Here is an 11714-nt window from a genome sequence, read left to right as displayed (position 1 = left end):
AATGTTGCGCAGATATATCATTTGTTCACTCGGGCTGTATGCTGCTACCGCGCTTTTCCCCGGCAGGGTAAAGGCGCAGACGATACCTTCCACTGCTGTTAATGTAGACGGAAGAACCAATACCATCAGTACAGCCGTACCTTTTCTGAGGATTTCTCCGGACGCCCGCAGCGGCGCCATGGGAGAAACGGGGCTGGCGCTTTCCGCCGATGCCAACGCCGCTTTCTGGAACCTGTCACGGCTGGCCTTTACCGAAAATCGTGCAGGCGTTTCCGTAACCTATACGCCGTGGCTCCGCGATCTGATCGGAGACATGTACCTGGCGAGTCTGAGCGGTTACAAAAAGCTGGACGAGCAGCAGGTTATCAGCGCATCGATGCGTTATTTTTCCATGGGTAACGTCACCTTCAGGAATGAAGCGGGGCAGGAGCAAGGTAGCTCCCGCCCCCATGAAATGGCCATAGATGCGGGATACGTCAGAAAACTGTCGGACCACTGGGCACTGGGTATCGCCATGCGCTACATCTATTCCAACCTGGGCAGCGGGCAACACGGCGCAGACCCCGGACGTACCTTTAAAGCAGGACATGCATTTGCGGCAGACCTCTCCGCCACCTATCATAACAGCATGACCTATGACAACGGGCAGTCCGGTAATTTCAGCTTCGGCGCAGCCCTCACCAATATGGGCACCCGCATCTCCTACGGCAGCGATGCACAGAAGTACTTTATTCCTGCCAACCTGGGTATCGGCGCTGCCTATACACACCAACTGGATGAAGCCAATAAGCTCACCTTTGCACTGGACCTGAATAAGCTGCTGGTACCCACACCGGCCATCTCGGCAGACAGCCTCGGTACCGTATCCACCAAAGGCTCCATGGACGCCCTGTTCAGCTCCTTCGGGGATGCCCCCGGCGGCTTTAAGGAAGAACTGCAGGAAGTCATGCTCTCCGTGGGCGCCGAATACTGGTACAACGACCTGTTTGCTGTCAGAGGCGGCTACTACCGCGAAGGCGTTAATAAAGGCAACCGCAGGTATTTCACTACCGGCGTTGGCTTAAAACTGCAGCAGTTCGGCATTAATTTATCGTATATCGTACCGGCAGGATCAGGAACAACAAGAAACCCATTGTCGAATACGGTGAGGTTTTCGTTGATGCTTGATTTGAAATAACGACGGGAAGTAATTACGAATTACGAATTGCGAATTACGAATGAGGAGCGAAGATATAAGCGGATAAAGAATTTACTTCTTCGCTTATATCTTCGCTCCTCATTCGTAATTCGCAATTCGTAATTCGTAATTTAAAATCCCTATATTTAGTGTATTAATCTTACCCATAACCCCAGCACGCAGCCATGAGATTAATCTGTACCTCTATACTTTTATACTGTCACCTTATTACGATGGCGCAGTACCATCAGCGGCAGGTTGTTGCCATTAATGATTTTCAGTATGGTGTGGCGGGAAAGGCCATTATGGAATTGAAGAGAAGGGAGCCACATCTGCGGCTGTCGGTCAGTACGGGCATCGGGTGTCCGGTGGCTGGCAACGGGCTTTACCCGGCGCTCAATATGGAATGGCAGATCTATTATGGTGGATTGGGTACGAAGTCAGGCTCACAGAAGAACGGCCTTTTTTCGTCAGATATTATCTGGTCAGCTATGCTGACGGCAGGTACGGGATACAGCAGGAATCCGGACTATGTGCCGCTGTATTATTTCACGGATCTGTCGCAGCCGCCGCTGATAAATCCTTATCAGGGAGTATCTGCATCAGTTGGCGTCAATGCCGTGCTGGCAATGGATAGGGGAAAGAGCCGCTGGCAGCGGATAGCGTATGTGAATGCCCATTGGCGTTATGTTCAGCTGGGATACTATAATGATGGCGGCGCCTTGCTGAAATACTGGGGAGATAAGGCAGACAGGTACTATACCGGTGGTGGTTTTCTGGCTGTCACCATTCCGGAGGAGAACACCATCAATACTTTTACAGCCAGCTATCATAAATTCACCGGGTATACCGGCTGTGCCTTTGAGATCACCAATGAAATCAACGGCGCTAATGTGTATTACAGAAAGGTGGAGCAGCAATACTATAACCGCAGTTACTGGAATGTATCTGTAGGCAGCGCCAGGTATGGGTTGTCTGCCTTTTATCAATACAATAATCCGATTCACCGGTGGGATTTTCAGAACTTCATTCACTACATCGGCAACTTCGGATATCACCAGATTCCCTATCCGCAATATCAATCATTCGGGCTGACCTATTTTAATTCATTCCATCAAATCAGCAAGCCATGAAATACCTCCTGTTATGTTGCGCTATGGCAACGGTTTTAAGCTGTAGTATGGCGAAGCGGAAGTATCTCAGTTTTGCCGGTTACAAAAGGGTTGGTACACTGGATACGCAGTTCCTGCCGCTGGATAAGGATTTTCAGTTGTATGTCAGACAAATATGCAGGGTAAGGCCGGTGCCAAACTTTTACACGTCCCGGGATCCCAACCACGCCGCACCGGCAGAAAGATGTAACTGCGATGATAAGCCTGCCGGCAGCAATATGGAAAAAATGGAAGTGGCCTATCTGCTGTATTCGCCCACGCTTCGCAAGGTGTTGTATATTACTACCATACCTACCTATACGCTGAAAAACGGCGATGAACGGAGAGGGTTATACGATATGCCCATATATCGCGCCGATAGCTTTGTGAACGTTGCCAATTTCAATACTTTTTTTGCCGGAGAAATTAAAGGAAATCAATTCATCTTCATTCAGAAAAAAGATACGCTGCGATGGACATTTACTACTACCGATAACAACCGGATAATTACCCTCTCCGATATATCGCGCGATAATGGCAAACAGGAGGAAAGCTATGGCCTGGACTGCTCGCTGGCATTGCCGGTGAGCTTCTACAAAAGAAACAGCTGGACGATGGGATTCGGATTTAATTTCCGGTCAGATACAATCGACCGGGAACACATCACATTTATGAAACACCAGGGTATCTGGTTTGGCAGAGAAAAAAACGGAAATGAAGATAGCTTCTTTCCCCTCTTTGAATTTGAAGCCAACGTTGACTACAGAAAGAAATATCCCTGGGTGTATTTTGGAGCATTCCGGATGCAGAGCAGATGGTTTAGGTAATTACGAATTACGAATTGCGAATTACGAATGTTGAGCGAAGATTTAAGCGGATAAAGAATTTACTTCTTCGCTTAAATCTTCGCTCAACATTCGTAATTCGCAATTCGCAATTCGTAATTGCCCGAAGGGCAAAAACTTATCTTCCCTTGTAAAGAAATGTGAAGATTGATTAAGCATGGTTTACGGACGGATATGTTGTTTAATATTGAGGCTCAACAATCTGTTCGCTATGCTAAAGAGAATGTTTGGCCGGCTGCCTTCTGAACCGGGGGCTGCAGCTGTGCTATTGCCTGCTATGGTGTTATTTGCCTGCACTGCACCCCGTCAGGCACAACAGTATAATTTTACTGCCAGAGGTTGTGACCCTGATTCTCTGTTAAAGCAGGCCACTTACATATTTACAAAGTATAACCTGAATGGGCGGCCTTTTAAGGTAGATGTCATTCAAACAGATTCTTTTTATGTCATCAGAAAATATCCGAAGCGGGAGTATGATATCGGAGGATCTGCCTATATCTATATTTCCAGGGCAGATTGTAAGGTAGTCAGGGAGTTGTGGGATTAGGGGTTACAATATTCCGGTGGTTCATTCGTCTGCATATACAGGTGTTATTACCTGTTAACATTTTAAATGAAAGATCATGAACTACTATCAGTCATGTGCCGCAAAAGGCAACTACGGAAACAGACAACGGGGTTTGTTTTACCGTTCAATGGAAAGGGCTGCTGTAAACATTTACAGGACAGACAGCTCTCTGGAAATACTGGTGTTTGCACCCGGCCGTATCCGGGAACATTTTAGCCTGGCAATCAAAGGGAATGAGCTGGAGGTGTCTTATACGCCGCCTGAAGGTTTTGCGCGGCCTGAATGGATCAGGCGGGAGTACAGCAGGGGCGGGTTTATCAGGACATTTGCCCTTGATCCGTCCATCGATGTATCCGGTATTACGGCAAAGTATGTAGATGGTGTGCTGCAGGTGAGCCTGCCGCTGGCCACCGGAAAGGAGGCCGCACCGCATACCATCCCGGTCAGTTAAGTATGTATTACATTTGTTGAATCAGCCGGTTGTTCTTTTGGGAGCAACCGGCTTTTGTTTAGATATTGCCGGAAATTTATTTATTGGCGGAATAACAGAAGGTGTTTAAATTAGTAGATGATACGACACGCCGGTGAATAAATCGCCGGTTATTGTCAGCCCGGAGCACTGATATTTTCCGGTACTAACCAAATTTCCCCTGTTATGAGTATGTCCCTGAATGATGCTATTATTAAAGCCCTCGACGTAATTAAGGAGCCGGCCACCTATATGCAGGTGTATAAGAAAATCTGCGAACACAATGACTATGATTTTAAAGATGGCAAAACACCTGCTTCCACGGTATCTGCCTCACTCGGTAACTTTATCCGGAATCGGGATTCCCGGGTGAAAAGGATTCCGTTGAAAGGAAATAATTTCACTTACTACCTGTCGAAGTATGAAGGAGAGATCAGTATGGAAGCGCTGCAGGTAGTACAAAACAACGAGCCGGCGGTAAGTGTTCCCTTGCAGGCTGCGGGCGGCTTTGATGAAAGAAGTCTGCATCGCCTGCTCAGCAGCTTCCTGCACTCTGTCAATATCAGATCCAGAACGATTTTTCATGAGCAGTCCAATGCGAAGGACAGTAACCAGAAATGGATACATCCTGATATGATAGGTATCAGGTTTGTTAACCTGCATACGGCTACGAGCCAGGCATTTTTAAATGCGATCAACCGGTTGGCCACCTTTGAGCTGATGTCTTACGAAATCAAGAAGGAGATTAAAACGGATTATGAGCTGAAGAAGTGTTTCTTCCAGGCTGTTTCAAATTCCAGCTGGGCCAATTATGGTTACCTGGTGACCTTTGAGCTCAGCGACGTGCTGATGGATGAAGTGAAGCGATTGAACCAGGCATTTGGTATTGGTATTATCCGGTTAAGCGGCAACCCTTTTGAGAGTGAGATTATTTTCCCTGCCAGATACCGGGAACTGGATTTTGTGACGATAGATAAGCTATGCAAGATAAATCACGACTTTGAGAAGTTTATTGACCATACAGAGAAATATATTACTGCGGATAGCCGCTACACATCTGCCTTAGCCAGCGAGCTGACAAAATTCTGCGATGAGTTTTTTATGACAGAAACAGAAGCCGTGGAGTACTGCAGGGGGAAGAACATTCCGGTAATTTTAGAATAAAATTAATTACGAATTACGAATTGCGAATTACGAATGAGGAGCGAAGATTTAAGCGAAGAAGTAAATTCTTTATCCGCTTAAATCTTCGCTCCTCATTCGTAATTCGCAATTCGTAATTCGCAATTAATTTTTAACTCTATTCTGTTCCGTATCAGCCCCCGAGTTATTATGTTTCCGCTGGCCTTCCACGGCTTTACCGAAGCGGAAGCTAACGGTGAGGATGGCGGCGCGGGAGTCGCTGAGGGTTCTGAAGGTGGCATCAGTGAGGCGCAGGTTGTTGATGGTGCCCTGGCTGATGTTGTTAAAGAAGATATCACTTACGCTCAGTTTCACAGAAACTTTACGGGAGATCATTTTGGCTACGGCGGCGTTTATGCGTCCTCTGCCGGCGAGGTCGAATTGTGCGTTGGTGAAGCGGGTCTGATAGGTGCCGTCCACCTGCAGGGTCCAGTTCTTTTTCAGTTTGAACTGGAGGAGGCCCTGTGTATAAAAGTAAGTGCTTCTGGTGTCGAGGGGGCCGTCGTAGAAATCGCTTTTGGCATGCACGAAGTTCAGTTCATTGCTGAGCTGGAAGCTGAACCAGGGGGTGGGGGCCAGACTGGCATCGAGGCCGATGGTGGTCAGTGTGGTGCGGCCGATATTGGCGGGTCTGCTGTAATAGTTGTTGCCAACAATTTCGATGGTTTCGAATACCTGATCCCTGGTGTCGCTGTAGCCGATGCTGGCAGTGAGCCAGTTATGGAAAATGTAGGCCAGTTCCAGTTTGGAGGAAAAGGAAGGTTGCAGGTAAGGGTTACCTACATAATACGTGAATTTATCGAGTGGGGATATGAATGGGTTCATATCCTGATAGTAGGGCCGGTCGATTCTTCTGCCGTAGTTGAATTTCAGCTGGTGGTTGCTGAGCGAGTCCAGTTTGTATAAAAGGAACAGTGTGGGGAAAAGGTTGCTGTAGTTACGGGTGAAAGAAGAATCGGACTTGATGGCGTTGCCCAGCTGATGACCTTTGATGGAGGTGCTTTCAAAGCGAAGGCCTGCCTGTATGCTTAATCGGTTAAAGTCTTTGTTGATATTAACATAGGCGGCATTGATATTTTCCTGGTAGTTGAAATGATTGGTTTTATCATAATCCGGTTTGCTGATATTTTCAATGACGTTGAAGTAATTGGCTGCGTTGGATGTTTTGGTATAACTGGTTTTGGCGCCGGCTTCCAGTTGCCATCCATCGTTGAGCGGGTGGGTGTAATCGGCTTTCCCTGCGTATATTTTGATGTTGGAGGGCAGCTGACCGGTCAGCAGGTCTGATGATCTGAGTTGCCCGTCGGATTTGAAGTTCTGGTTGCTGAATGTCTGATCATTGTCGATGCCGTAGGTCAGGTAGTCGAAGTTGGCCAGCAGGGAGGGGCCGTTTTTGCGGAAGTCGTGCCGCAGGTTGAGGTTGATGCCACCGTATTTAAAGGAGCCGTCTTCATCATTTTGTGATACCACGCTGGAGTCCGGGTTGTTTTTAGCATCGTAGAGGGTGCCGGTGCTGCTGTTCCTGTTTTTTGGGTACCTGGCCAGTCCGTTGAAGATGATGCCGGCGGTGGTTTTGTCTGACAGGTAAAAGTCAGCGCCGAAGCTGCCTTTATAGGCGCCGCCCAGGCGATGAATATAGGAGTTCTGGGTGAAGATGCTGCGGGTGCTGCCGTCTTCATTTTTATATTTCCTGAAGATGTCGATGTCGTTGTAATTGTTGCGGGTGCCGTATCCGAAGTTACCGAACAGGTTTACCATGTTGTTGCGGTAGTTGAAATCGAAGCTGTTGGTGGAGCTGGAGTATTTGGATACGCGGGCGCTGAGGTTCAGGCCGAGATTAAATCCCCTGATTTTACGTTTGGCTGTTTTGATATTGATGACGCCACCGTTGCCGGCAGCATCGTATTTTGCCGGCGGGTTGGGCATGATTTCCACCTGAGCGAGTGTGGAGGCGGGCATAGAGCGGAGAAAGTTCTGCAGGTCTGTGCCGGAGAGGTAGCTGGGTTTATCGTCAATGTAGATGGTAACGCCCTGTTGTCCTTTCAGGCTGATGCCTCCGTTCTGGTCCACTCTTACGCCGGGCGATTTTTCCAGTACATCAAGTGCGGAGGTGCCTGCATTGGAGATAACGGCATCTACGTTGACCACAGTACGGTCTATTTTCTGTTCAACAAATTTCTTCTGGGCTGTTACGGCTACTTCTTTGAGTGCGATATCTGATTTCTTCATGATGACAGGCGGTACTGTTACCGGAGTGCCGGTGGAGTCAGTCGTGAAGGGTGCTGTTTCATATTTAAGCATACCTATTGCGGTGACGATGATGCTGTAGGTGCCGGCTGGCTGGCCTTCGAAGATGAATGAGCCGTCTTTTTCAGATACTTCCAGTTTCACGGGGGCGGCTGTTCCCTGCCTGAGCAGCGCCACGGTGGCGGCGCTGACAGGCTGCTGCTGTTCGTCGGTTACTTTGCCGGCAATGCGGGTCTGTGCGTTGGCCTGTTGGAAGGCAAAGTACGGGCATATGGCCAGTAAGGTCAGTAATAAGGGCTTCATTCCTGGATGATTTTTAGTGAATGTTCGGGATGGGTTTTAAAAGAGGGATTATTCCGGTTTGATAACGGTTTTCATCTTCATGCAGATGTTGACCAGGTTTTCCAGTGCGGCGGCGGAGTTATTGTTTCTGGCTGCGGCGAGCGAGAAGTAGCCGGCGGACGCGTTGATATGAAACCTGGCGCTGTCTGCGGTGACGATGTCTTTATCAATGCTGTGCTGGCCGCCGAAAATTGTCTGTGGCCGGAAGCAGCTGTCAATATAGTTTTCTACTATCGCTGTCTGATTCTTGTTATAGCGTACGTGCATCTTGAAGGTGGCGGTGGTTTCTTCCACCGAGATTTTAACGCCATGTACCGTGGAGTGCTGCCGCAGAAATTTTGTCAGCAGCAGGATGACAGCCACCAGGCAGATACCGAAAATGATATATACTGATTTCATATCGTCGTTTTATCTGTAAAAGCTCAGTTACGGATTCTTTTCGCCCAGAAGTAGTACACGAGCAGCCCCAGTGCTACGCTCACTGCCATGATGATAACGGAGTAGATGCTCAGCGGGTAGTTGCTGATGATGGCCAGGCCTGCGGCGACGGCCACCAGTATGCAGATCCATTTCACGGCAGCGATAAGATGATTGTTGCGTGGCAGCATGTTGGCAATGACTTCTCCGGGAACGCCCTTTTCTATCATTTTCTTTTTCAGGCGGTCGTCCAGTAATATACGTATCAGTGAAAGTATAAAGGACGCGACCAGGTAAATAATGATGACAGCTACTGCGCTTCTCATCAGTTCCGGCTGCTGTTCCCCCGGAATCTGTGTTTGTGCCCCGGCAGTAAGGGAGCAGCCGAGCAGACCAGTGATATTGATAATACGTTTCATGTGGTTCTTTTTAAGTGTTTATACGGTATCAGACCGGCGGGATAAAATAATGTTGCAGTTTTTTTAATAAAAATTCAGCAACCGCATTTTTTCCCGGTAGTTAAGCACCGTTTCCCGGCATAGAAACAGCAGAATACCTGCTGCTGTTACCCCTATCAGGGCAAGCATCATGGCCGGGATACCGCTGAACAGACTGCTGAGGAACCTGCCCAGTACCAGCAGCGGCACCGCAAAGCCCATCACGGCAGCAGCGCCGGTGAGCACCGCAGGCCAGGGGAAGCGGCGCACCGCAGGCTGCGGCTGTGGTAATTGTTCCAGCACCAGCTGCGCCACATCAAAATCAAAGACCGGCTTCTCCATAGTCTTCAGCGCGCCGAAAATAGCCCGGTATTCCGCCACCGCCGCCCTGCAGGAAGAACAGCCTTCCAGGTGCGCTTCCCGCACGGAGCCGGCTTCCGGCTGTTCCATGGCTGCCTGCTGCAGGGCTTCTTCTGAAAGATGATGTGTATTCATAATGCTTCTCTGTTATATATAGATAATAGATTTTTTTTCAGCTGATTACGTGCCCGGAACAGATAATTTTTGACCGTTCCTTCCGGCAGCGATGTTATTTCAGCTATCTCGGCGTAGCTTAACTCTTCCTGGTGATACAAAGTGATCAGGGTCTGGTAAACGGGAGGAGAAAGTTTTCTGATGGCATTACCCAGAATAGCGGTACGTTCCCTGCCGGATAACTGCTGCTCAATGGGATTCTGATGCAACGGTTGCTGCGACTGCAGCAGCAGATCCAGCCCGTCGTCTTCCTGGTCCCCGTCTGCCGGCCGCTCCGGCAGAAATACCAGCCGCTTTTTCTCCAGGTAATGCAGGCAGGTGTTGTAGGTAATCCTGCCAATCCAGGTGGACAGCTTTGCGTTGAACCTGAACCCGGCAAGATGCCTGAACGCTTTCAGGTACACATCCTGTACGATGTCTTTACGGTCGTCAGCCAACGGGATCATTTTGAACACAATCTGGGCTACCAGCCCCTCGGTTTGCCGCACTATCTGTGCAGCGGCCGGTTGATGGCCGCCAAGCGCCCGCTCAACAAGCTGCTGGTCAGTAAATTTCTGTTCGACTGAATGGTTCATTTTGAATCAGACCGGTTAACGCCAATAATGTTGCAAAAATTACAAGAAAAAATACAACAATGAAAAATGCTTTTAAATTTTTGTGTTTTGATTTTCTGGAAAAAAGCAACTATTTTAGAGTATAGCGAAATCTGGAGTTTCTGTCACATATTTTGCTATAAACTCACAGATATAAGAGTAACCCGGAGTTTTTTGTATTATACCGCCGGTACAAAAAATGATTCACAACGCTAGTAGGTACTTAGACCTTCACGGTTAACCGTACTCTCAATCATATAACCTTATTTGCACACGACGTTATCTGACGAATCAAATGTTCTCCTCATGCCAGTAGTAAAGTCCATTAGTATAGCCATCGCTGACGAAAGCTTCCTCTTTGCCAAAGTACTGAAGAACTATATTATTGAACAGGACCGCTTCCATGCCTTGGTTCATACCGTAACCCTGACCAACCTCATCAGCCAGCTGGAAGATCTGTCTCCAGGTATTCTGCTGATGGATATTCTTCAGCAACCCAACATCACTGAAACATTAATCACCGTGAAAGACAGATGTCCGGACCTCAAGGTAATTATATTATCCATGTGCGAAGACCCGGAACTGATCAACACCCTGCTGAATGCAGGTATCTACGGATATGTTTCCAAAATGAACGAACCGGAAGAACTGCTGGACGCCATCATTGCTGCCGCTGAAGAAAAAATCCACAGAAGCAGTGTCATAACAGATTTCCTCTACCAGAAACAACAGCGCAAATACGGCATGTTCAGCAAAGCAGATACCATTTCACTGAACAACCGCGAAAGAAAAGTACTGCAACTGCTGTGGGAAGAAAAAAGTACCCGTGAAATTGCCAGCGAATTCTTTCTCAGCACCAAATCCATCGAAAAAATCAGGCAGGATATGAAAGAAAAACTAGGGATAAAATCAACGGTAGGACTCCTGAAATACGCTATTTCCAATAATATTATTTCAGTGTCTGCCGCAGAACCCTGCGTCAGAAGCGAAAGATAATGATACCCGCTGCCATAATTAGTAAATACCGCATTAAAAATTGGGATTAATGCTAAGGGTTCTCTTTACTGTTTGAATTAATTTGTTAAGGCGTTCAGTTGCCTGCTGACGCTTCTCCACAAAGAAGCGCCTGCATCACATTACTGAACAGACTTTACACTGTAAACCCTATTTCGGCTCCTTCCTCATCCTGGCAATGTCAGTTGCCTTAGCGGGAGCTATTGATCAAACAGTCACCCAGCTATGAGCAAGTTCTCTGAAGGATGGTACCTGATCTACACGAAACCTAAGCATGAGAAAAAAGTATGTACGCGTTTAACGGAACTACGCATCGTTTCTTTTCTGCCTACCAGGAAATCACTGAGAAAATGGCATGACAGAAAAAAGTACATTGATGAACCCCTGTTTCCCTCTTATGTTTTTGTTTACCTCACAGATCTGCAGAGCTACTATCACAGTATAGATGTCGACGGATCCCTTTTTTATGTCAGAACCGGGAATATTATTACCCGCATCAGCGAAGCAACTATTAATAATATCAAACTTATTACCCATAATGCGGAAACGGTGGAAGTATCGGAAGCATATTTCTGCCCCGGACAAAAACTCGTGATTGCAGAAGGAGCACTGGCCGGACTTTCCTGCGAACTTGTCAGGTACAACGATAAACAAACCCTGCTGGTGAGAATGGATCTCCTCAAAAGAAATCTCCTGCTCACCCTGCCGGCCGGATACCTGACCTGCGCTTAACCGCTT

General features: G+C 47.8%; 13 protein-coding genes. 8 read left to right on the top strand and 5 right to left on the bottom strand.

Annotated elements, in window-relative coordinates:
• The first annotated feature begins 1 nt into the window (after position 1).
• The 6 genes from porV to GWG06_RS29440 all read left to right on the top strand — a co-directional run bounded on the left by porV (position 2) and on the right by GWG06_RS29440 (position 5374).
• Complete coding sequence (gene porV, locus GWG06_RS29465; protein ID WP_160718064.1) at positions 2–1177, top strand: type IX secretion system outer membrane channel protein PorV; 1176 nt, start codon at positions 2–4, stop codon at positions 1175–1177.
• Between the two features lie 185 nt (positions 1178–1362).
• The gene (locus GWG06_RS29460) at positions 1363–2310 is read left to right on the top strand and encodes a hypothetical protein (protein WP_160718063.1); all 948 of its coding nucleotides are present in this window, start codon (positions 1363–1365) and stop codon (positions 2308–2310) included.
• Positions 2307–3155: a hypothetical protein gene (locus tag GWG06_RS29455; RefSeq protein ID WP_160718062.1), complete on the top strand. Its 849-nt coding sequence runs from the start codon at positions 2307–2309 to the stop codon at positions 3153–3155. Before GWG06_RS29460 ends, GWG06_RS29455 begins: the two co-directional genes overlap by 4 nt.
• Before the next feature lie 229 nt (positions 3156–3384).
• Entirely contained in the window at positions 3385–3720 is a 336-nt protein-coding gene (locus tag GWG06_RS29450) for a hypothetical protein (protein ID WP_127034019.1), read from the top strand.
• A 76-nt stretch (positions 3721–3796) separates the two neighbouring features.
• Positions 3797–4192 carry an Hsp20/alpha crystallin family protein gene (locus GWG06_RS29445; RefSeq protein WP_160718061.1) on the top strand — a complete coding sequence of 132 codons (396 nt, stop codon included), beginning with the start codon at positions 3797–3799 and terminating at the stop codon, positions 4190–4192.
• Between the two features lie 204 nt (positions 4193–4396).
• The gene (locus tag GWG06_RS29440; RefSeq protein ID WP_202183161.1) at positions 4397–5374 is read left to right on the top strand and encodes a hypothetical protein; all 978 of its coding nucleotides are present in this window, start codon (positions 4397–4399) and stop codon (positions 5372–5374) included.
• Between the two features lie 123 nt (positions 5375–5497).
• Here the strand turns inward: GWG06_RS29440 and GWG06_RS29435 are convergent, their stop codons facing one another.
• The 5 genes from GWG06_RS29435 to GWG06_RS29415 form a co-directional block, all read right to left on the bottom strand.
• The gene (locus tag GWG06_RS29435; protein WP_160718060.1) at positions 5498–7942 is read right to left on the bottom strand and encodes a TonB-dependent receptor; all 2445 of its coding nucleotides are present in this window, start codon (positions 7940–7942) and stop codon (positions 5498–5500) included.
• Between the two features lie 48 nt (positions 7943–7990).
• The gene (locus GWG06_RS29430) at positions 7991–8380 is read right to left on the bottom strand and encodes a hypothetical protein (protein WP_127034025.1); all 390 of its coding nucleotides are present in this window, start codon (positions 8378–8380) and stop codon (positions 7991–7993) included.
• Between the two features lie 23 nt (positions 8381–8403).
• Complete coding sequence (locus tag GWG06_RS29425) at positions 8404–8817, bottom strand: hypothetical protein (protein ID WP_127034027.1); 414 nt, start codon at positions 8815–8817, stop codon at positions 8404–8406.
• Positions 8818–8880: 63 nt separating this feature from the next.
• Positions 8881–9330, bottom strand: coding sequence for an anti-sigma factor family protein (locus GWG06_RS29420; protein WP_160718059.1), 450 nt, complete (start codon positions 9328–9330; stop codon positions 8881–8883).
• Positions 9327–9944 carry an RNA polymerase sigma factor gene (locus GWG06_RS29415; RefSeq protein WP_160718058.1) on the bottom strand — a complete coding sequence of 206 codons (618 nt, stop codon included), beginning with the start codon at positions 9942–9944 and terminating at the stop codon, positions 9327–9329. The genes GWG06_RS29420 and GWG06_RS29415 overlap by 4 nt, the downstream gene beginning before the upstream one ends.
• A gap of 324 nt (positions 9945–10268) precedes the next feature.
• Between GWG06_RS29415 and GWG06_RS29410 the strand changes: the two genes are divergently transcribed.
• Positions 10269–10958 carry a response regulator transcription factor gene (locus GWG06_RS29410; RefSeq protein WP_160718057.1) on the top strand — a complete coding sequence of 230 codons (690 nt, stop codon included), beginning with the start codon at positions 10269–10271 and terminating at the stop codon, positions 10956–10958.
• Between the two features lie 243 nt (positions 10959–11201).
• Complete coding sequence (locus tag GWG06_RS29405; RefSeq protein WP_160718056.1) at positions 11202–11708, top strand: UpxY family transcription antiterminator; 507 nt, start codon at positions 11202–11204, stop codon at positions 11706–11708.
• The last annotated feature ends 6 nt before the right edge of the window (positions 11709–11714 follow it).

Origin of the sequence: Chitinophaga solisilvae (genome assembly GCF_009928525.1) — a bacterium.
GTDB classification, from domain to species: Bacteria; Bacteroidota; Bacteroidia; order Chitinophagales; family Chitinophagaceae; genus Chitinophaga; species Chitinophaga solisilvae.
Note: the sequence above shows the minus strand (reverse complement) of the source record. Positions and strands in the feature narration are given on the sequence as shown.

Coding starts and splice junctions, on each gene's coding strand:
- GWG06_RS29435 (WP_160718060.1), bottom strand. CDS start 7,942: ATGAAGCCCTTATTACTGACCTTACTGGCCATATGCCCGTACTTTGCC.
- GWG06_RS29460 (WP_160718063.1), top strand. CDS start 1,363: ATGAGATTAATCTGTACCTCTATACTTTTATACTGTCACCTTATTACG.
- GWG06_RS29450 (WP_127034019.1), top strand. CDS start 3,385: ATGCTAAAGAGAATGTTTGGCCGGCTGCCTTCTGAACCGGGGGCTGCA.
- GWG06_RS29410 (WP_160718057.1), top strand. CDS start 10,269: ATGCCAGTAGTAAAGTCCATTAGTATAGCCATCGCTGACGAAAGCTTC.
- GWG06_RS29415 (WP_160718058.1), bottom strand. CDS start 9,944: ATGAACCATTCAGTCGAACAGAAATTTACTGACCAGCAGCTTGTTGAG.
- GWG06_RS29440 (WP_202183161.1), top strand. CDS start 4,397: ATGAGTATGTCCCTGAATGATGCTATTATTAAAGCCCTCGACGTAATT.
- GWG06_RS29420 (WP_160718059.1), bottom strand. CDS start 9,330: ATGAATACACATCATCTTTCAGAAGAAGCCCTGCAGCAGGCAGCCATG.
- GWG06_RS29405 (WP_160718056.1), top strand. CDS start 11,202: ATGAGCAAGTTCTCTGAAGGATGGTACCTGATCTACACGAAACCTAAG.
- GWG06_RS29455 (WP_160718062.1), top strand. CDS start 2,307: ATGAAATACCTCCTGTTATGTTGCGCTATGGCAACGGTTTTAAGCTGT.
- GWG06_RS29430 (WP_127034025.1), bottom strand. CDS start 8,380: ATGAAATCAGTATATATCATTTTCGGTATCTGCCTGGTGGCTGTCATC.
- porV (WP_160718064.1), top strand. CDS start 2: ATGTTGCGCAGATATATCATTTGTTCACTCGGGCTGTATGCTGCTACC.
- GWG06_RS29445 (WP_160718061.1), top strand. CDS start 3,797: ATGAACTACTATCAGTCATGTGCCGCAAAAGGCAACTACGGAAACAGA.
- GWG06_RS29425 (WP_127034027.1), bottom strand. CDS start 8,817: ATGAAACGTATTATCAATATCACTGGTCTGCTCGGCTGCTCCCTTACT.